The 18,352-nt window shown below is 70.7% G+C and carries 16 protein-coding genes and 2 pseudogenes; 9 read left to right on the top strand and 9 right to left on the bottom strand.

Annotation, left to right across the window (positions count from 1 at the left end; genetic code table 11):
• Window positions 1-6: 6 nt before the first annotated feature.
• The 3 genes and pseudogenes from AB0B29_RS28645 to AB0B29_RS28640 form a co-directional block, all read right to left on the bottom strand.
• Window positions 7-582, bottom strand: a pseudogene (locus tag AB0B29_RS28645) (RNA-guided endonuclease TnpB family protein); the annotation flags it as partial.
• Window positions 558-755 carry a helix-turn-helix domain-containing protein gene (locus AB0B29_RS37810; protein WP_436845899.1) on the bottom strand — a complete coding sequence of 66 codons (198 nt, stop codon included), beginning with the start codon at window positions 753-755 and terminating at the stop codon, window positions 558-560. The pseudogene AB0B29_RS28645 and the gene AB0B29_RS37810, both read right to left, overlap by 25 nt.
• A gap of 359 nt (window positions 756-1,114) precedes the next feature.
• Window positions 1,115-1,987 (bottom strand): hypothetical protein, encoded by an 873-nt coding sequence (locus AB0B29_RS28640; RefSeq protein ID WP_362244337.1) that lies wholly within the window; start codon window positions 1,985-1,987, stop codon window positions 1,115-1,117.
• A 175-nt stretch (window positions 1,988-2,162) separates the two neighbouring features.
• Here AB0B29_RS28640 and AB0B29_RS28635 point away from each other — a divergent pair, with 175 nt between their 5' ends.
• Entirely contained in the window at window positions 2,163-2,804 is a 642-nt protein-coding gene (locus AB0B29_RS28635; protein WP_362244336.1) for a phosphatase PAP2 family protein, read from the top strand.
• Between the two features lie 72 nt (window positions 2,805-2,876).
• Here the strand turns inward: AB0B29_RS28635 and AB0B29_RS28630 are convergent, their stop codons facing one another.
• Both AB0B29_RS28630 and AB0B29_RS28625 read right to left on the bottom strand, forming a co-directional pair.
• Entirely contained in the window at window positions 2,877-3,500 is a 624-nt protein-coding gene (locus AB0B29_RS28630) for a response regulator transcription factor (RefSeq protein WP_362244365.1), read from the bottom strand.
• Between the two features lie 56 nt (window positions 3,501-3,556).
• Window positions 3,557-5,128, bottom strand: a complete 1,572-nt coding sequence (locus AB0B29_RS28625; RefSeq protein ID WP_362244335.1) for a sensor histidine kinase — start codon at window positions 5,126-5,128, stop codon at window positions 3,557-3,559.
• Between the two features lie 119 nt (window positions 5,129-5,247).
• Between AB0B29_RS28625 and AB0B29_RS28620 the strand changes: the two genes are divergently transcribed.
• The 5 genes from AB0B29_RS28620 to cseC all read left to right on the top strand — a co-directional run bounded on the left by AB0B29_RS28620 (window position 5,248) and on the right by cseC (window position 9,917).
• Window positions 5,248-6,216 (top strand): A/G-specific adenine glycosylase, encoded by a 969-nt coding sequence (locus tag AB0B29_RS28620; protein WP_362244334.1) that lies wholly within the window; start codon window positions 5,248-5,250, stop codon window positions 6,214-6,216.
• Window positions 6,217-6,501: 285 nt separating this feature from the next.
• Window positions 6,502-7,041, top strand: coding sequence for a SigE family RNA polymerase sigma factor (locus tag AB0B29_RS28615; RefSeq protein ID WP_030251439.1), 540 nt, complete (start codon window positions 6,502-6,504; stop codon window positions 7,039-7,041).
• Window positions 7,029-7,685, top strand: coding sequence for a hypothetical protein (locus AB0B29_RS28610; RefSeq protein ID WP_362244333.1), 657 nt, complete (start codon window positions 7,029-7,031; stop codon window positions 7,683-7,685). The genes AB0B29_RS28615 and AB0B29_RS28610 overlap by 13 nt, the downstream gene beginning before the upstream one ends.
• Window positions 7,686-7,851: 166 nt before the next feature.
• Window positions 7,852-8,553 carry a two-component system response regulator CseB gene (gene cseB / locus AB0B29_RS28605; protein WP_362244332.1) on the top strand — a complete coding sequence of 234 codons (702 nt, stop codon included), beginning with the start codon at window positions 7,852-7,854 and terminating at the stop codon, window positions 8,551-8,553.
• A gap of 14 nt (window positions 8,554-8,567) precedes the next feature.
• Window positions 8,568-9,917 (top strand): two-component system sensor histidine kinase CseC, encoded by a 1,350-nt coding sequence (cseC, locus tag AB0B29_RS28600; RefSeq protein WP_362244331.1) that lies wholly within the window; start codon window positions 8,568-8,570, stop codon window positions 9,915-9,917.
• Window positions 9,918-9,954: 37 nt separating this feature from the next.
• On the opposite strand, the pseudogene AB0B29_RS28595 reads toward cseC, so the two are convergent.
• Together AB0B29_RS28595 and AB0B29_RS28590 are read right to left on the bottom strand one after the other, a co-directional pair.
• Window positions 9,955-10,170: pseudogene (locus AB0B29_RS28595) on the bottom strand (VOC family protein); the annotation flags it as partial.
• A 352-nt stretch (window positions 10,171-10,522) separates the two neighbouring features.
• On the bottom strand, window positions 10,523-12,106 hold the full coding sequence (locus tag AB0B29_RS28590; RefSeq protein ID WP_362244330.1) for an MDR family MFS transporter: 1,584 nt from the start codon (window positions 12,104-12,106) through the stop codon (window positions 10,523-10,525).
• Between the two features lie 135 nt (window positions 12,107-12,241).
• Here AB0B29_RS28590 and AB0B29_RS28585 point away from each other — a divergent pair, with 135 nt between their 5' ends.
• The gene (locus AB0B29_RS28585; protein WP_362244329.1) at window positions 12,242-12,826 is read left to right on the top strand and encodes a TetR/AcrR family transcriptional regulator; all 585 of its coding nucleotides are present in this window, start codon (window positions 12,242-12,244) and stop codon (window positions 12,824-12,826) included.
• 22 nt (window positions 12,827-12,848) lie between these two features.
• On the opposite strand, the gene AB0B29_RS28580 is transcribed toward AB0B29_RS28585, so the two are convergent.
• Window positions 12,849-13,562, bottom strand: a complete 714-nt coding sequence (locus AB0B29_RS28580; protein ID WP_362244328.1) for a M23 family metallopeptidase — start codon at window positions 13,560-13,562, stop codon at window positions 12,849-12,851.
• 440 nt (window positions 13,563-14,002) lie between these two features.
• On the opposite strand from AB0B29_RS28580, the gene AB0B29_RS28575 reads away from it, so the two are divergent.
• Window positions 14,003-14,629, top strand: coding sequence for an HAD family acid phosphatase (locus AB0B29_RS28575; protein ID WP_362244327.1), 627 nt, complete (start codon window positions 14,003-14,005; stop codon window positions 14,627-14,629).
• A gap of 63 nt (window positions 14,630-14,692) precedes the next feature.
• Here the strand turns inward: AB0B29_RS28575 and AB0B29_RS28570 are convergent, their stop codons facing one another.
• Window positions 14,693-17,218 (bottom strand): ATP-dependent Clp protease ATP-binding subunit, encoded by a 2,526-nt coding sequence (locus AB0B29_RS28570; protein ID WP_362244326.1) that lies wholly within the window; start codon window positions 17,216-17,218, stop codon window positions 14,693-14,695.
• Window positions 17,219-17,648: 430 nt separating this feature from the next.
• Here AB0B29_RS28570 and AB0B29_RS28565 point away from each other — a divergent pair, with 430 nt between their 5' ends.
• Window positions 17,649-18,344 carry an SCO3374 family protein gene (locus AB0B29_RS28565; protein ID WP_362244325.1) on the top strand — a complete coding sequence of 232 codons (696 nt, stop codon included), beginning with the start codon at window positions 17,649-17,651 and terminating at the stop codon, window positions 18,342-18,344.
• Window positions 18,345-18,352 lie beyond the last annotated feature (8 nt).

Genomic DNA, 18,352 nt, shown 5'->3' with positions numbered 1-18,352 from the left:
TGGCCGCTACGCGGCACGGTTCCCGGTCGGGAATCCGTGGCTTCCTGTTTCTTCACGCTGTGCCGAGATCGCTCCCGGTCTTACCGGCGCTCCGCAGGCCGATACCGCCAGTCCGGCGGCCGTCTTCACATTGATCGCGGCGTTGCGGTCCCGGTCGTGGACCGTGCCGCAGGCGCTGCAGGTCCATTCCCGCACGTTCAGGGGTTTGGGCCCGTCCACGACGCCGCAGGCGTGGCAGGTCCGGGAGGTCGGTTCGAACCGGCCGACCTTCACCAGAGTGCGCCCGTACCGTTCCGCCTTGTACGTCAGCATGCCGATGAACGAGGACCATCCGGCGTCGTGCACGGACTTGGCCAGCCTGGTACGCCCCAGTCCCGCCACCGACAGGTCTTCCACGGCGATCCCTTGGTTCTCGGAGACCAGCCTGGTGGAGAGCTGGTGGTGGAACTCACAGCGAGCGTCGGCGACCTTGGCGTGGGCGCGGGCGACCGCCAGACGGGCCCTGGCCCGGTTCTTCGATCCCTTCTGCTTACGCGACAGCTCCCGCTGTGCCTTCTTCAGCTTCTTCTCCGCGCGCCGCAAGTCAGCTTCCTCGACAGCTCACCGGTCGTCGGGACCGGCTCCCCGGCCTTGCGGGCTTCCTCGCGGGCACGCACAGCGTCGTTGAACACGACACGGGCACACCCGAACGCCTTCGCCAACGCGGCTTGCTGGACGGTGTCGGGGTACAACCTGAAGGCGTACCGAAGTTGCATGACGATCACCTTAGAAGCCCGAACATCCACTGTCGTCGAGAACGTTTGCGCGAGATGTCATCGTGGCGTGCCCTGCCCAGCTCCGCCGGAACGACACCGCGACGCTCCGCGTCGCTACCACGAGATTCGCTGCACCCCCCGGCCTGAAGGCCGGAGCACTGCGAATGAATTCCGGAGCGACGCGCAGGACACGTGCTGACGGCCGAGGACGGTACCCGAGATCGGGGGTGCCGCCCTCGAACGTGTCCGCTGTGGCCTCTCCTTCGGTCTCTTGCTCGCCTGACCGGCGCCTGTCGCCGGCTCGACTGCCCGGCCTCCGCCGCCGGGGGCCGGCCGCCCGGGAGTCAGTCGGCGGGGAGTTAGTCGGCCGAGAGCACGAACGACGTCTGGACCTTCGCGAAGCCCGGGGCCTTGGCTTCCACCAGGTACGTGCCCGCCCCGGCCGAGCCCGCGGGAGGCGTGGCGCACTTGGGGGCGCTCGGCTTGCGGTCCCACTTCACGGTGTAGGTGATGTCGCTGCCGGCGGCGACCCGGTACAGCTGGTGCGCGGCGGCCTTGGGGCAGTCCTCGGAGGACCAGTAGTCGTCGTCGCTGCTCGCCGGGGCGATGGTGAACACCGCGTTCTTCGGCCCGAGATCGATCTTGCAGTCGCTGCCGGAGACGTTCCGTGCGGTCAGCAGGAACGTGGGCGTCTGCTCGGGGTCGTAGGTGTTGTGCCGGCTGCGCAGGCTGAACTTGACCGCGCTCGCGGTGCAGTTGGGGAGGGTGGAGCCGGACGGCAGGGTGTCGCCCGCGCCGACGCCGCCCGCGGTGACGCCGCCGGCCGAGCCGCCGTCGCCGTCGGCCCCTTCGGAGCCGCCGGAGCCGGAACCGCCGCCGGAACCGGAGCCGTCTCCCGACCCGTTCCCCGAGCCGTCGCCCGACCCGTCACCGGAGCCGGAGGACGAGCCGCCGGAACCGCCGGGGCCGCCGGAACCGCCGCCGCCCGACTCGTCCCGTCCGCCGGGTGCTTGGCTGATCGCCGGACCCGAACTCGACGGCCCGGGCGTGATGGAAGGCGCGGGATTCTTGCCGTTGGCGCCGTCGTCACCGTCCTTGCCGCCCCCGCCGCCCATCATCACGATCCACGTGGTCAGCAGCGCCAACACGGCGACCACACACACCAGTACGACCCTCCGACGCCAGTAGATGGAGGAGGGAAGCGGACCGACCGGATTGCGCAGAGATCCCACGGCCCAAACCTTACGAGAGATCGGCTCGTCAACCCGTCCCACCCGCCGCTCGAAGCGACAACTTTTCCGGATCATCATCCCGGAAGTCACGTCCCCACCCCCGTCTTTCGTCAGGTGCGCGGCATGACGATCGCCGGGTGTGACCGAACAGGCCTTCCGCTTACGGTCCGTGACCATGACCTTCGAGGACACGACGCTCTACCGCGAGATCACCGACTTCGCCCACACCACCCCGTCGTGGGTACAACACGGGGCCAGGACATGGACGGAGGCCGGACTGCTCGTCTTCGTCGCGCTGTTCGCGGCCTGCTGGTGGCGCGCTCGCCGCGACAGTCCCCACGCCTTCGCGACAGCGGTCCTCGCACCTCTGGCCACCGCGGTGGCGTATGGGTGCAGTGAGGTCCTCAAGTCCGTTGTCACGGAGGAGCGTCCGTGCCGTGCGGTGGCCGACGCGGCCGTTTCGCTGGCCGAATGCCCGCCGCACGGCGACTGGTCCTTCCCGTCCAACCACGCCACGATCGCGGGTGCTTCGGCGGTCGCGCTGGCCCTGGTCCGGCGTGCGCTGCTGTGGCTGACCGCCCCGCTCGCCCTGCTCATGGCTCTCTCCAGGGTCTTCGTCGGTGTGCACTACCCACACGACGTCGTGGCGGGCCTCGGGCTCGGCGCACTCGTCGCCCTCGTCGCCGTACGGTCGGCCACCGAGCCGATGACGCGGCTGGCCGGGGCACTGCGCACCTCGTCGGCACCGGCGGTGCGGTGGGTGCTGGGGCCGGGCCCGGCGCTCGTACCTCGGTACGAGACGGCCGCGCGCCGGTGAGCCGGGACGCGCGGCGCACCGCCGGACCGGGACGCTCGCGCGCCGCTCAACCGCTGGCGCAAGCGCGGTCGTCTACGGCTCCACCAGCCCCGCCTCGTACGCCACGATCGCCGCCTGTACGCGGTTGCGGACGTCCAGCCGGTCCAGGACCGCGCTGACGTAGGCCTTCACCGTGCCCTCGACCAGGTGCAGCCGGGCGGCGATCTCCGGGTTGGACAGGCCGGCGCCGACCAGGCCGAGCACCTCGCGCTCGCGAGGACTCAGGACAGCCACGCGCGCGCGTGCCCGGGCCTCGCGGGTGAGACGACCGCCACCGAGACCCTCGTCGATGACGTACCGGGCCACCTTGGGAGAGAGGAACGCGGCGCCCGCGGCCACTGCCCTCACTCCCGCCACGAGTTCGTACGGATCCCCGGACTTCAGCAGGAAGCCGGTGGCGCCACCGCCGAGGGCGCGGGTCACATAGGCGCCCTCCGAGAAGGTGGTGAGCATCGCGACGGCCGTGCCGGGCACGGACCGCACGATCTCCTCCGCCGCCGCGAGGCCGTCCAGGCGGGGCATGCGGATGTCCAGCAGAGCGACGTCCGGGCGGTGTCCGCGGGCCAGCTCGACCGCCTCGCGCCCGTCGCCCGCCTCGGCGACGACCTCCGTCCCCGCGTCACTGCCCAGGATGGCGCGCACCCCGGCCCGGACCATCGCCTCGTCGTCGGCCAGCAGCACCCGGATCGGTGCCCCGCTCGTGTTGCCCGTGATCACCGTGCGAACTCCTCGTATTCTTCCCGGCCTTCGCCGGACAGGCCGACCCCGGGGACCACGTCCTTGGCGACCAGTCGCCCGGCCTCGAAGCACAGTCTGAAGTGGTCGACGGAGACGAAGAGTTCGCCGCTCGCGCGGTAGTAGCGGCACTCGGCTCCCGCGGGCGGAACGGGAGCCCGGTCGTCGGGTGGGTCGTTCACATCGCGATCGGGCAGCACGCGCTCGACCTCGACGGTGGGCGCACCCGGGCGCAGTTCCGCGAACGCGGCCGGTTCGAGCACCGAGTGCGTCTCGGCGTACGCGTACCAGCCGAAGGCGGCACCGACGAGCACGACGCCCACACCGGCCGCGGTGCCGAGGCCGACGGCGACCCGGCGGCGGACCTTTGTGAACGGCGCCCGGACGGGGGGCATGGGCACGACGGCGGTCCGCTGCGCGGGGACGTACGCCCGGACCCGGAAGCCTTCTGCGTGACGGCCCGCCTCGAACTCCCCGCCGACCGAGGTGACCGCGGCCCGCAGCCCGAGCAGGCCCGTACCGCCTCCGGAAGGCGGGGAACCCTCCTGGGTCGCCCGGCCGCTGGTGATCGTGACGCGGGTGCCCCCGGCGTGTCCGGTGACCGCGACGACCACGGGGGCGCCCGGCGCGTGCCGTGCCGCGTTGGTCAGCGCCTCCCGGGTCACCCTGTGCAACAGCCGCTCGGCGACGCCCTGGGGGTTCGCGGGCCGGTCGTGCGCGGCGGGGTCCCAGCGCACGGGGAGGCCCGACTCGGCCGCGCGGGCGACGAGTTGCTCCAAAGTCTCGCCCGCCGGCGTCAACGGCACCGGCTCGTCGTCCTCGCGCAGCACGCCGATGATGCGGTGCAGCCGGTCCGTGGCGTCGGCGGCGGCCGCGCGCAGGTCGGCCGCCGCGGCGCGGTGTTCGTCGCCGAGGCCGTGGGCGACCTGGAGGGCACCCGCGCGCAGGGCGATGAGGCTCAGCTCGTGGCCGAGGGAATCGTGCATGTCCTGGGCGATCCGGGCCCGTTCGCGCAGCCGGGCGCGCTCCTCGGCGAAGCCGGCCTCGTCCTCCAGGCGGGCGGCGCGGAGCCACCCCGCCTCGGCCAGCTCACGGCTCTGCCGCCAGTAGCGCCCGCCGAGCCAGGGAAAGACACAGCCGAAGAGCAGCGTGCCCGCCATGACGAGGCACTCGGGGGCCGGGTCGACCCCGACGAGCGCGCTGCGCACGGCGCCCGCGCAGCCGACGGCCGCGAAGCACGCCAGGGCCGGGCGCGCCCGGCCCGCCCGCAGGCCGAGCAGCAGTGCGCACACGCCGAGGGCGGGGCCGTAGGAGACGGTGAACAGGGCCGGGGCGGCGGCGAGGCTCAAGGTCGCCACCAACCCGAAGGCGACCAGTGGCAGCCGCCGGGACAGGGCGGCTGCCCCGGCCAGCACGACCACACCGACCGCCTGCTGCCAACCCGGCCGCGGCTCGTTCAGCCCGACCCGGTCCGCCGTGAGCGCCGGGGCGGCGAAGGCGGCCCAGAGGAGGGTGCCGCGGGCGAGAGAGGCCGGGCCGGGACGTCGCATGCGTCTGACGCTACAAGCGCCCGGCCCGCTCGCACTGCTGTCGATCGTCAGGTAGCTGTCTCCTTCAGGGGTGGCGGTTCAACCGAACAGGGGCCTCGGCGTGGCACCATCGAAGGGCCATGACTGCTCCCACGAAACCCCCGCACCCCACCGCCGCCGCCTCCCCCGCCCCTTCCGACACCTCCTCGGGCGACGCCCCCTCCGGGCCGGCCCTCGGAGAGAACCTGCACTCCCCCGTCATCGACTGGTTCGGCGAACACGCCCGTGACCTGCCGTGGCGGCGCCCCGAGGCCGGGGCGTGGGGGGTGATGGTCAGCGAGTTCATGCTGCAGCAGACCCCGGTGAGCCGTGTTCTGCCCGTCTACGAGCAGTGGCTGGAGCGCTGGCCGCGCCCGGCCGACCTGGCCAAGGAGGCACCCGGCGAGGCCGTTCGCGCCTGGGGGCGGCTCGGTTACCCGCGCCGTGCGCTGCGGCTGCACGGCGCCGCCGTCGCCATAACGGAACGGCACGGCGGTGACGTACCGGCCGACCACGCGCAGCTGCTGGCGTTGCCCGGCATCGGCGAGTACACGGCCGCCGCCGTCGCCTCCTTCGCCTACGGGCAGCGGCATCCGGTGCTGGACACCAATGTCCGCCGCGTCTTCGCCCGCGCGGTCACCGGGGTGCAGTACCCGCCGAACGCCACCACGGCCGCCGAGCGCAAGCTGGCCCGCGCGCTGCTGCCCGAGGACGAGCAGACCGCCGCCCGCTGGGCGGCCGCCTCCATGGAGCTGGGCGCGCTGGTGTGCACGGCGAAGAGCGAGTCGTGTCACCGCTGTCCGATCGCCGCGCAGTGCGCGTGGCGGCTGACGGGCAAGCCGGAGCACGACGGGCCGCCGCGCCGGGGCCAGACGTACGCGGGCACCGACCGGCAGGTGCGCGGGCGTCTGCTCGCCGTGTTGCGGGAGGCCCACGGGCCCGTGCCGCAGGCGGCCCTGGACCGGGTGTGGCACGAGCCGGTGCAGCGGGCCCGGGCCCTCGACGGTCTGGTCGCCGACGGCCTGGTGGAGCCGTTCGCGGACGGTTGGTACCGGCTGCCGCTGGCCTGACGTACAGGAGGGGCACAGCCGTGTACCAGCGCCCGTAACAGAGCTCGGGGTGGACAAATCACCCCGAACCAACCTCAACACCCCCACCCCTTTACCCCGTTCGGATTTCCGTTACACAACCGACGGACAGCCGAGCGCTGGCCGCAGGCTGCTTCGGACAGCGCCGTGACAACGCCTCCGTACCTTCAGATGCGTTCCCGGAAGACACGGGAGCACGGAAGACCACGGGCAGTACACGGGCGGCGGGGAGCCGGCCCGCAACGGGGAAACGGGAGGCGGTTCACCATGGCGCAGGGCGAGGTGCTCGAGTTCGAGGAGTACGTCCGCACCCGGCAGGACGCGCTGCTGCGCAGTGCCCGCCGCCTGGTTCCGGACCCGACGGACGCGCAGGACCTGCTGCAGACGGCGCTGGTACGGACGTACGGCCGGTGGGAGACCATCGAGGACAAGCGGCTGGCCGACGCCTACCTGCGCCGGGTGATGATCAACACCCGCACGGAGTGGTGGCGGGCGCGGAAGCTGGAGGAGGTCCCGACCGAGCAGCTCCCGGACGCCTCGGTCGACGACGCCACCGAGCAGCACGCGGACCGCGCCCTGCTCATGGACATCCTGAAGGTCCTCGCCCCGAAGCAGCGCAGTGTCGTGGTGCTGCGACACTGGGAGCAGATGTCCACGGAGGAGACGGCCGCCGCCCTCGGCATGTCGGCCGGAACGGTCAAGAGCACGCTGCACCGGGCGCTCGCCCGGCTCCGCGAGGAGCTGGAGTCCCGCGACCTGGACGCACGCGCGCTGGAGCGTGAGGAGCGGGAGCGGTGCGCGGCCTGACCGGCGCGGGTTCTGCACGGGCCCGGGGCAGTATCCAGGCGGTGAGCGCGGCCCTGGCCGTGCCCACCGCCCTCGCCCTTTTGGTGTCCGGGTGCGGTGCGGGCGGCACCGGCGCCCGTGACGAGGGCCCGGCGCACGCCGACTCGGTGGCGGGTGCCGCCGCGACGCCGTCCGCCGCCGCACCGTCCAAGTCACCCGACGCCGTGGACGCGGTCAAGCTCGTCAAGGACGACCCGAAGGTCGCGCCCGAGGTCAAGCGCGAGCTGAAGCCGTGCGTGGCGAACGAGTACCCGGTCGACGTCTCCTACGGCAATCTGACCGGAGGTTCCGCGGACGACGTCGTCGTCAACGTGCTGACCTGCGGTGACGCGGTCGGCGTCGGCAGTTACGTGTACCGCGAGCAGCACGGCTCGTACGAGAACGTGTTCTCGTCCGAGGAGCCGCCGGTCTACGCGGAGATCGACCGCGGCGACCTGGTGGTGACCAAGCAGGTGTACGACAAGGGTGACCCGGTGTCGAGTCCCTCCGGGGAGAACGTGATCACGTACAGATGGGCCTCCGGCCACTTCGCCGAGAAGTACCGCACGCACAACGACTACGGGAAGGTCGCCGGCGACAGCGCGACGCCGGCGCCGACGAGCTGACGCGGGCGGAGGGCCGCGTGAACCGATCGGGCCACTCGGACCGATTCCTCGGTGAACGCATAGCGTGAGCCGTGCGTCCCAGCAGGAGAACGCACCTCCGACCACCGCACATGTGTCGCGGCAGCCGAAGGCACCCCACGGATCACAGAGGACAGAGAGCACCGGGATGGCAGACCAGACCCACGTCCTGTTCGTCGAGGACGACGACGTCATCCGCGAGGCCACGCAGCTCGCCCTGGAACGGGACGGCTTCGTGGTCACCGCCATGCCCGACGGGCTGTCGGGTCTGGAGGCGTTCCGGGCGGACCGCCCCGACATCGCGCTGCTGGACGTCATGGTTCCCGGCCTCGACGGGGTCAGCCTGTGCCGCCGGATCCGGGACGAGTCGACCGTGCCGGTGATCATGCTGTCGGCCCGGGCCGACTCCATCGACGTCGTGCTGGGCCTGGAGGCGGGCGCCGACGACTACGTGACCAAGCCGTTCGACGGTGCCGTCCTGGTCGCCCGGATCCGCGCCGTGCTGCGCCGCTTCGGGCACGCCGGCGGGGGCCGGGGCGAGGAGCCGGAGGCCCCGGCCGGCGGCGGGGTGCTGGCCTTCGGGGACCTGGAGGTCGACACCGAGGGCATGGAGGTCCGCCGCGCCGGGCAGCCGGTGGCGCTGACGCCGACCGAGATGCGGCTGCTGCTGGAGTTCTCCTCGGCTCCGGGCACGGTGCTCTCCCGCGACAAGCTGCTGGAACGGGTGTGGGACTACGGCTGGGGCGGGGACACCCGCGTCGTCGACGTGCACGTGCAGCGGCTGCGGCAGAAGATCGGCCAGGACCGGATCGAGACGGTCCGCGGGTTCGGCTACAAGTTGAAGGCCTGAGCAGGGGCAGGGGTATGAGGGGGCACTTCCGGCGACTGGTCGCCGCGGGCCTGGAGCGAGCGGGCATCCGTACGGGCCTCAGATGGAAGCTGAGCGCGGCCATCGCCCTGGTGGGCGCGCTGGTGGCGATCGCGCTGAGCCTCGTGGTGCACAACGCCGCCCGGGTCTCGATGCTGGACAACGCGCGTGACCTGGCCGACGAGCGGATCATGATCGCCCAGCGCAACTTCGAGCTGTCCGGGCGGATGAACTTCCCCAACACCAAGATCAACGACCCCGCTCTGCCGTCCGCGCTGCGGGAGCGGGTCGAGGCGGGCCAGCGGGCGACGTACGTGGCGGACCGGCCGGGTGACGTACCCGACATATGGGCCGCCGTGCCGCTGAAGAACGGGCAGGTGATGTCGCTGCACTCGGGCTTCACCGACCGCAGCTCGGACATCCTCCAGGACCTCGACCAAGCCCTGCTCATCGGGTCCATCGCGGTCGTCCTCGGCGGCAGCGCGCTGGGGGTGCTCATCGGCGGGCATCTTTCGCGGCGGCTGCGCAAGGCGGCCATCGCGGCGAACCAGCTCGCCGGCGGCGAGACGGACGTACGCGTTCGGGACGCGATGGGCGGGGTCGTACGGGACGAGACCGACGACCTGGCCAGCGCGGTGGACGCCATGGCGGACGCGCTGCGGCAGCGCATCGAGGCCGAGCGACGGGTCACCGCCGACATCGCTCACGAGCTGCGCACCCCGGTGACCGGGCTGCTGACCGCAGCGGAACTGCTGCCGCCCGGGCGCCCCACCGAGCTGGTGCTGGACCGGGCGAAGGCCATGCGCACGCTGGTCGAGGACGTGCTGGAGGTGGCCCGGCTGGACGGGGCCTCCGAGCGGGCGGAGCTGCAGGACCTCATGCTGGGGGAGTTCGTCGCCCGGCGGGTGGCGGCCAAGGACCGGGCCATCGAGGTGCGCGTCGTGCACGAGTCGGAGGTGACCACCGACCCGCGCCGCCTGGAGCGCGTGCTGTTCAACCTCCTGGCCAACGCGGCCCGGCACGGCAAGCCGCCCATCGAGGTCAGCGTCGAGGGCCGGGTCATCCGGGTGCGCGACCACGGCCCGGGCTTTCCCGAGGACCTGCTCGCCGACGGACCGAGCCGCTTCCGCACCGGCAGCAAGGACCGGGCCGGGCAGGGCCACGGGCTCGGCCTGACCATCGCGGCCGGACAGGCCCGGGTGATGGGCGCCCGGCTGACCTTCCGCAACGTCCGCACGCCCGGGACACCGGAGCACCTGCCGGCCGAGGGCGCGGTCGCCGTGCTGTGGCTGCCGGAGCACGCACCGACGAACACCGGGAGCTATCCGATGCTGCCGGGCGCGTAAGCCTTCCAGACCTTCGGGACCGGCCGCGCCGGCGGGATCAGCAGGACCAGTCCTGCTCCATGTCGAGGCCGCCCTCGCGGGGCTGGGTGAACGAGAACCAGTTACCGGAGTCGTCGCGGAACAGCGCCTCCGTGCCGTACGGGCGCTCCTGCGGCTCCTGGAGGAACTCCACGCCCTTGTCCTTGAGCTTCCTGTAGTCGCCGTGGATGTCGTCGGTGGTCAGCACGCCCGCGCCGAGCGCGCCCTTCGTCACCGGGCACCATCAGCGTCAGCTCGACGTCAATTGCGCTGCTTCACTGCTGCGGGTTCGCCGGAATCCACGGGCTCTCCGGGTTCTTGCGGCTCTCCCGGCTTCCCGGGTTCTCCCGGCTCGGGCTCTCCGGGCTCTGCGGGCTCTCCGGAGGGGCGCTGCCTGCCGGCGCCGGGTGCGGAGCGGAAGCCGCCGGCCCAGAGCATGGCGTAACAGCCGGGTATGGGGGCGGCTCCCCGGGGCGTCGATGGTGGCACGGGGGTCTGACAGCGGCCCCCGCCTGCGGCCGCGCATCTCACGGCCGGGCATGACGAGGCCCCCGGGCGGACACTCCCGGGGGCCTCGTGCGGTGCGGTCAGACGGCCTCGACCATGGGCGGCTGCGCCGCCGGGGTGCCGGGCTCGCCGTCCTGCTTCGGTCCCGCTCCCTTCAGCGGCACCTCCCTCACGAACACGGCCGCCACGAGGGCGACCACCGCCACCACGGCCCCGAGCAGGAACGCCGAGTGCGTGCCGGCGGACACCGCGTGCTGGTACGCCTCCCGGACCAGCACCGGCAGCTTCTCCAGGCTCTTCGCGTCGAGCTGCGCCGACTGCTCGGTCACCTTGGAGCCCAGCGCACCGGCCCGCTCGCTCATGACGTCCTGGACGCGGTTGTTGAACAGCGCACCCATGATCGCGACGCCGAAGGAGGAGCCGAGGGTGCGGAAGAGCGTGGTGGAGGAGGACGCGACGCCCATGTCCTTCATCTCCACGCTGTTCTGCGCGACCAGCATGGTGATCTGCATCAGACAGCCCATGCCCAGTCCGACCACGGCCATGAAGACGCCGGACGTCAGACGGGACGTCCCGGTGTCCATCGTGGACAGCAGGTAGAGGCCGACGATCATCAGCGCGCTGCCGAGGACCGGGAACACCTTGTACTTGCCGGTGTTCGTGGTCACCCGCCCGGCGACCATCGACGTCACCAGCATCGCGCCGAGCATCGGCAGGAGCAGCAGCCCGGAGTTGGTCGCGGAGGCGCCCTGCACGGACTGCTGGTACAGCGGCAGGAAGAGCGTGGCACCGAACATGACGAAGCCGGTGATGAAGCCGATGACCGACATCAGCGTGAAGTTCAGGCTGCGGAAGATGTGCAGCGGCACCACCGGCTCCGCGGCCCTGGTCTGCCAGAACACGAATCCGACCAGCGCGGCCACCCCGATGCCGATCAGCTCCATGATCCGCGCGGAGCTCCACGCGTACTCCGTGCCGCCCCACGTCGTCACCAGCACGATCGCAGTGATGCCGACGGTCAGCAGCGCGGCGCCCAGGTAGTCGATCCGCGCCTTGGAGCGCTTCTTCGGCAGGTGCAGCACGGCGGTGACGGCGATGAGCGCGACCACGCCGAGCGGCAGGTTGATGTAGAAGGCCCAGCGCCAGCCCCAGTTGTCGGTGATCGTGCCGCCGACCAGCGGTCCGCCGATCATCGCCAGCGCCATGACGCCGGCCATCATGCCCTGGTACTTGCCCCGCTCCCGGGGCGGGATCAGGTCACCGATGATCGCCATGACGCCGACCATCAGACCGCCGGCGCCGAGGCCCTGGACCGCGCGGAAGCCGATCAGCTCGCCCATGTTCTGGGCCATGCCGCTGAGCGCGGAGCCGATCAGGAAGATCACGATGGACGACAGGAACGTGCCCTTGCGGCCGTACATGTCGCCGAGCTTGCCCCACAGCGGCGTGGAGGCCGCGGTCGCGAGGGTGTAGGCGGTGACGACCCAGGAGAGGTGTTCGAGCCCGCCCAGCTCACCGACGATCGTCGGCATCGCGGTGCCGATGATCATGTTGTCGAGCATCGCGAGCATCATCGCGATCATCAGTGCGAGCAGCACGACCCGTACGCTCTTGGGCTGTTTTTCCTCGGCGTCTGCCGCCGGTGTGTCCGTCTTGTCCGCCATCGCTTCCCACTCCCCCAGCTACCGCTACTTACTTGTCGACCGGCTAGTGACTACACTCGGAAGCTAGCCGCGGAACTAGCCGGGCGTCAAGTAAGTTTTATGGAAAGCGGGCGGCGTAGGAGGATGGGCCACACCATGGACGGCACCAGGCAGCGGCGCCGCGGGGACACCCGCCGGCGCATCCAGGACGTGGCCCTCGAACTCTTCGCCGAGCACGGCTACGAGAAGACCTCCCTGCGCGAGATCGCGGAGCACCTGGAGGTCACCAAGGCGGCGCTCTACTACCACTTCAAGACCAAGGAAGAGATCCTCGTCAGCATCTTCGAGGACCTCACCCAGCCGATCGAGGACCTGATCGAGTGGGGCCGGCAGCAGCCGCACACCCTGGCCACCAAGCAGGAGATCATCCGCCGCTACGCCGACACGCTCGCCGAGGCGGCGCCGCTGTTCCGCTTCATGCACGAGAACCAGGCGACGGTGCGGGACCTGCGGATCGGCGAGTCCTTCAAGGCGCGCATCCACAGTCTGCGCGACATCATCGTCGACCCGGACGCGGACCTGGTCGACCAGGTCCGCTGCGCCAGCGCGATCTTCACGCTGCACGCCGGCATGTTCCTGCTCCAGGACCTGGGAGGCGACCCCGGGGAGAAGAACAAAGCCGTCCTCGAGGTCGCCACGGACCTGGTGACCCAGGCCCACCGGGGAGCCGGGGGCTCCTAGCCGGCCTGCGCCGTCAGGCGGGTCAGACCGTCACGCCCTTGGCGCGCAGGAACTTCACCGGGTCGACCGCCGAGCCGTAGTTCGGGGTCGTACGGATCTCGAAGTGCAGGTGCGGGCCGCTGGAGTTGCCGGTGTTGCCGGACTTGGCTATCTCCTGGCCGGTCTTGACGATCTGGCCGATGCGCACCTCGACCTTCGACAGGTGGGCGTACTGGGAGTACGTGCCGTTGCCGTGCCTGATGACGATGGCGTTGCCGTACGCGGGACCGTCACCGGCACCGTTGCCGCCGGCCTTGACCACGGTGCCGCCGTGGGCGGCGACGACCTGGGTGCCGCTCGGCACGGCGAAGTCCTGGCCGCTGTGCTTGTGCGCCCACATGCCGCCGTTCTGGGCGAAGGTGGCGGAGAGCGTGTACTTCTTCACCGGGTCGACCCAGGACGGCTTGGCCTTCTTGGCAGCCGCCTTCTTGGCCGCGGCCTTCTTCTCGGCCGCCTTCTTGGCGGCGGCGGCCTTGGCGGCCTTCTCAGCCTTCGCGGCCTCGGCCTTGGCGACCTTGGCCTGCGCGGCGGCCTGCGCCTGGACGGCACTGGCGGCCCCGGACGCGGCCGTGGTGTCGGCGGCGGACGCGACCCCGGCTCCCAGTGCGACCGAGACACCAAGGCCGGCGGCCAGCACGGTCGCACGGGTGCGGAGCTGGGACGTACGGGAAGAACGGGACGTGACGCGCTGGGACATCGAAACCTCGTATGGCAGGGGACGGAGAAAACCACCCGGCGCACAACCGCTCGCCGTGTGGCCATCCCTTGGTAACCCGAAGTCCGACAAACGCCCAAAAGCGTGATCTACGACGCTAGTTAGTAATTTGGTTCAGTGTTCTACGTCTCTTGACACAGCTGCCATTCGGCACGAATCAGGACACTAGGCAGCACTTCCACCCGAACTACGGGGGGAGAATCCCTTTTCTCCCGGTCCGTTATCCACTAATCCGGTTAGTAACGGACATTTCACCTGTGCGCCATGTCACCGGGGGCCCGCTTCGGCCATTCAGAAAATGTGGCGCAGGCCTCTATGCGCCTACCGTCCGGTAACCCTACGGTTCCCCTCACGCCACCCTCGAGCACGAGCATGCACACGACATGTTGGCAGCGTCACGGACGTGAGAGGACCCCCACGACATGCAGACCCGACGCCCCTGGTTGCGCCGCGCATCAGTGACCGCCGTCTCGGCGGCTGCCCTCGTGGCGATGGCCGCACCGGCCGACGCCGCGACCGCCGCACAGGCCTCCACGACCACCGCCACCGCCGCGGACGTCGACTACAACACCTGGCAGAAGGACTGCCAGGCCGTGATGGACCAGGCGCTGCCCTATCTGAAGCAGCGGATCGCGGCCCAGAAGCCGGGCGAGAAGCAGGCGATCGTCTTCGACATCGACAACACGACGCTGGAGACGGACTTCGGCTTCGCCTATCCGCAACCGGCCAACAAGCCGGTCCTGGAGGCCGCCAGATACGCACAGGAGCGCGGCGTCGCCCTGTTCTTCGTGACCGCCCGGCCCGACATCATCGCCTCGTTCACCCAGTACAACCTGAAGCAGACCGGCTACCAGGTCTCCGGACTCTATGTCCGCAACTTCATCGACCTCTTCAAGAACGTCGCCGACTACAAGACGGCCCAGCGCGTCGACGTCGAGAAGAAGGGCTACACGATCATCGCGAACATCGGCAACAGCGCCACCGACCTCTCGGGCGGCCATGCCGAGAGGACGTTCAAGCTGCCGGACTACGACGGGCAGCTGTCCTGACGCAGGGCATGAAAAAGGGGCCGGTGCTTTTCAGCACCGGCCCCTTTCACTCTGCCGTGACGCTTACGCGTCCTTGCTCAGGTTCGGACCCGAGCCGCCGGCCGCCTGCTCGATCGGCGGGACGTCCGGCAGGGCCGCCTTCTCCTCGCCGCGGAAGGTGAAGGTCTTGGTCTCGCCCTCGCCCTCCGTGTCGACGACCACGATGTGACCGGGGCGCAGCTCGCCGAAGAGGATCTTCTCCGACAGCGAGTCCTCGATCTCGCGCTGGATGGTGCGACGCAGCGGACGCGCACCCAGCACCGGGTCGTAGCCCTTCCGGGACAGCAGCTCCTTGGCGGACTGGGAGAGCTCGATGCCCATGTCCCGGTCCTTCAGGCGCTCGTCCACCTTGCCGATCATCAGGTCGACGATCTTGAGGATGTCGTCCTGGCTGAGCTGCGGGAAGACGACCACGTCGTCGACGCGGTTGAGGAACTCGGGCCGGAAGTGCTGCTTGAGCTCGTCCGAGACCTTGTTCTTCATGCGCTCGTAGTTGGACTTCGTGTCGCCCTGGGCCGCGAAGCCCAGGTTGAAGCCCTTGGAGATGTCCCGGGTGCCGAGGTTGGTCGTCATGATGATGACCGTGTTCTTGAAGTCCACGACCCGGCCCTGGGAGTCGGTCAGGCGACCGTCCTCCAGGATCTGCAGCAGCGAGTTGAAGATGTCCGGGTGGGCCTTCTCGACCTCGTCGAACAGGACCACCGAGAACGGCTTGCGCCGCACCTTCTCGGTCAGCTGGCCGCCCTCTTCGTAGCCCACGTAGCCGGGGGGCGAACCGAAGAGCCGCGAGACCGTGTGCTTCTCGCTGAACTCCGACATGTCGAGGGAGATCAGCGCGTCCTCGTCGCCGAAGAGGAACTCGGCGAGCGCCTTGGACAGCTCGGTCTTACCGACACCGGATGGGCCGGCGAAGATGAACGAGCCACCGGGGCGCTTCGGGTCCTTCAGACCGGCGCGCGTACGGCGGATCGCCTTCGACAGCGCCTTGACGGCGTCGTTCTGGCCGATGACCCGCTTGTGGAGCTCCTCCTCCATGCGCAGCAGGCGCGAGGACTCCTCCTCGGTCAGCTTGAAGACGGGGATGCCGGTGGCGGTCGCGAGGACCTCGGCGATCAGCTCGCCGTCGACCTCGGCGACGACGTCCATGTCGCCGGCCTTCCACTCCTTCTCCCGCTTGGCCTTGGCGGCGAGGAGCTGCTTCTCCTTGTCGCGCAGCGAGGCGGCCTTCTCGAAGTCCTGCGAGTCGATCGCGGACTCCTTGTCCCGGCGGACACCGGCGATCTTCTCGTCGAACTCGCGCAGGTCCGGCGGCGCGGTCATCCGGCGGATGCGCATCCGGGAACCGGCCTCGTCGATCAGGTCGATCGCCTTGTCCGGCAGGAAGCGGTCCGAGATGTACCGGTCGGCCAGGGTGGCGGCCTGCACCAGCGCCTCGTCGGTGATGGAGACGCGGTGGTGGGCCTCGTACCGGTCACGCAGACCCTTGAGGATCTCGATCGTGTGCGGCAGGGACGGCTCGGCGACCTGGATGGGCTGGAAGCGGCGCTCGAGGGCCGCGTCCTTCTCCAGGTGCTTGCGGTACTCGTCCAGCGTGGTGGCACCGATGGTCTGGAGCTCACCGCGGGCCAGCATCGGCTTCAGGATGGAAGCGGCGTCGATGGCGCCCTCGGCTGCACCCGCACCGACCAGCGTGTGCAGCTCGTCGATGAACAGGATGATGTCGCCGCGGGTGCGGATCTCCTTGAGAACCTTCTTCAGGCGCTCCTCGAAGTCACCGCGGTAGCGGGAGCCGGCGACCAGGGCGCCGAGGTCCAGGGTGTAGAGGTGCTTGTCCTTGAGGGTCTCGGGCACCTCGCCCTTGACGATGGCCTGGGCGAGGCCCTCGACGACGGCGGTCTTGCCGACGCCGGGCTCACCGATCAGCACCGGGTTGTTCTTGGTACGGCGGGACAGCACCTGCATGACCCGCTCGATCTCCTTCTCGCGCCCGATGACCGGGTCGAGCTTGGACTCACGAGCGGCCTGGGTGAGGTTCCGGCCGAACTGGTCGAGGACCAGGGACGTGGAGGGGGTGCCCTCGGCAGGACCGCCGGCGGTGGCGGTCTCCTTGCCCTGGTAACCGGAGAGCAGCTGGATGACCTGCTGCCGCACGCGGTTGAGATCTGCGCCCAGCTTCACGAGGACCTGGGCGGCGACGCCCTCCCCCTCGCGGATCAGGCCGAGCAGGATGTGCTCCGTGCCGATGTAGTTGTGGCCCAGCTGAAGGGCCTCGCGGAGCGACAGCTCCAGGACCTTCTTGGCACGGGGGGTGAAGGGGATGTGGCCGGACGGGGCCTGCTGGCCCTGACCGATGATCTCCTCCACCTGCTGGCGGACCGCCTCGAGCGAAATCCCGAGGCTCTCAAGGGCCTTGGCGGCGACACCTTCACCCTCGTGGATCAGGCCCAGGAGGATGTGCTCAGTGCCGATGTAGTTGTGGTTGAGCATCCGGGCTTCTTCCTGAGCCAGGACGACAACCCGCCGCGCGCGGTCGGTGAACCTCTCGAACATCGTTAATCGCTCCTCAGAGCGGTCAGGCAGTGGGGGGAACTTCCCCTCCCTGTCCTTCCGCAGCTTAGTCCCGCAAGCGGGGACCGCTCATTCCAACTGCCGACACCGTCCTTGGCCTCCTGACCCCGAACGCCGACATCTGCTCCAACCCGATGGTGCGAGACGATGTTCCCGCAGGCCAGGCAGATACCCCACTCGCCAGTACGCCGATGGCGAACGTGAGACGTCCTTTTCTGCGTGTCGCCCCCTCCCACTAGGGATGTCTTACCCGCGAGGAGCGGAAGTCCATGCCGAGCGCCCCCGTTCCCTCCGCTACGGGCGAACAACCTTGCGCCTCCCCGCACCACCCGCGCGCCCCCGTTTCGCGACCGTGGGCATCCGGGTTGCGACCCAGCGTAACCAGCGCGGCCTTCCGGCTGTTGCACGTGGCATGTTCGGCGCCTCTCAGCCCGTGACCGCATCCTCGTCCCCGCTCGTTCCGCTCCCCCGTCGGCCGCTCGCCCCGGCCGACGCGAGCGGTCAGGTCCGGCGGTGGTACGAGAACGAACTGGGGTGGCCCACGGTGCCCGGCGTTCCACTGCGCCTGGTGGTGGGGGTGCGCTACGACGTCCTGGACGTGCCGGCCGAGGCGGGGCACGCGGCGCTGCGGCACGCGGCGCCGGGCTCTCCCGTCGCCCTGCGCGGTGACCGGATGCTGCTCTGGGTGGCCGCGGGCAGCGCGGAGGAGCTTCCGGGGCTGCTGGAGTGGCTGGACTGGGGGGACCTGGCGCTGGATCTGGTCGCGATCGGCGCGGGCGGCCTCATGGAGGCGCCGTCGCTCCCGGAGCCTCACGGGGAGAGGGCGGTGCCGTCGGCGTGCGCGTCGCACGCCGCGGCGCCCTGCGGGGCCGGTGTCGCGCCCGCTCCGCGGGGCCGGGTCGGTTCCCAGGGGGCCGCCGTGTGGCTGCGGCCCCCCGAGCCGGGATGCGAGGTCGAGGCCTCGCTGCCGACGCTGTCGGCGCTGGGGGGCGCTGGGGACGCCCCCGATCTCGTGCGGCTGGTGAACGCGGTGGCCACACAGTGCCACCGGGTCCGGCTGCGGCGCGTGTGCGCCCAGCCGCCGGCCGTGCGTGTGCAGGGTCCGTAGTGCCGCTG

Origin of the sequence: Streptomyces tibetensis (genome assembly GCF_040647715.1) — a bacterium.
GTDB lineage: Bacteria > Actinomycetota > Actinomycetes > Streptomycetales > Streptomycetaceae > Streptomyces > Streptomyces tibetensis_A.
Note: the sequence above shows the minus strand (reverse complement) of the source record. Positions and strands in the feature narration are given on the sequence as shown.

Bases quoted from the DNA above. Each gene is read 5' to 3' on its own strand.
- AB0B29_RS28590 (WP_362244330.1), bottom strand. From the start codon at position 12,106: ATGGCGGACAAGACGGACACACCGGCGGCAGACGCCGAGGAAAAACAG.
- AB0B29_RS28565 (WP_362244325.1), top strand. From the start codon at position 17,649: ATGTTCGGCGCCTCTCAGCCCGTGACCGCATCCTCGTCCCCGCTCGTT.
- AB0B29_RS28575 (WP_362244327.1), top strand. From the start codon at position 14,003: ATGCAGACCCGACGCCCCTGGTTGCGCCGCGCATCAGTGACCGCCGTC.
- AB0B29_RS28635 (WP_362244336.1), top strand. From the start codon at position 2,163: ATGACCTTCGAGGACACGACGCTCTACCGCGAGATCACCGACTTCGCC.
- cseC (WP_362244331.1), top strand. From the start codon at position 8,568: ATGAGGGGGCACTTCCGGCGACTGGTCGCCGCGGGCCTGGAGCGAGCG.
- cseB (WP_362244332.1), top strand. From the start codon at position 7,852: ATGGCAGACCAGACCCACGTCCTGTTCGTCGAGGACGACGACGTCATC.
- AB0B29_RS28630 (WP_362244365.1), bottom strand. From the start codon at position 3,500: ATGGTCCGGGCCGGGGTGCGCGCCATCCTGGGCAGTGACGCGGGGACG.
- AB0B29_RS37810 (WP_436845899.1), bottom strand. From the start codon at position 755: ATGCAACTTCGGTACGCCTTCAGGTTGTACCCCGACACCGTCCAGCAA.
- AB0B29_RS28625 (WP_362244335.1), bottom strand. From the start codon at position 5,128: ATGCGACGTCCCGGCCCGGCCTCTCTCGCCCGCGGCACCCTCCTCTGG.
- AB0B29_RS28580 (WP_362244328.1), bottom strand. From the start codon at position 13,562: ATGTCCCAGCGCGTCACGTCCCGTTCTTCCCGTACGTCCCAGCTCCGC.
- AB0B29_RS28615 (WP_030251439.1), top strand. From the start codon at position 6,502: ATGGCGCAGGGCGAGGTGCTCGAGTTCGAGGAGTACGTCCGCACCCGG.
- AB0B29_RS28620 (WP_362244334.1), top strand. From the start codon at position 5,248: ATGACTGCTCCCACGAAACCCCCGCACCCCACCGCCGCCGCCTCCCCC.
- AB0B29_RS28585 (WP_362244329.1), top strand. From the start codon at position 12,242: ATGGACGGCACCAGGCAGCGGCGCCGCGGGGACACCCGCCGGCGCATC.
- AB0B29_RS28570 (WP_362244326.1), bottom strand. From the start codon at position 17,218: ATGTTCGAGAGGTTCACCGACCGCGCGCGGCGGGTTGTCGTCCTGGCT.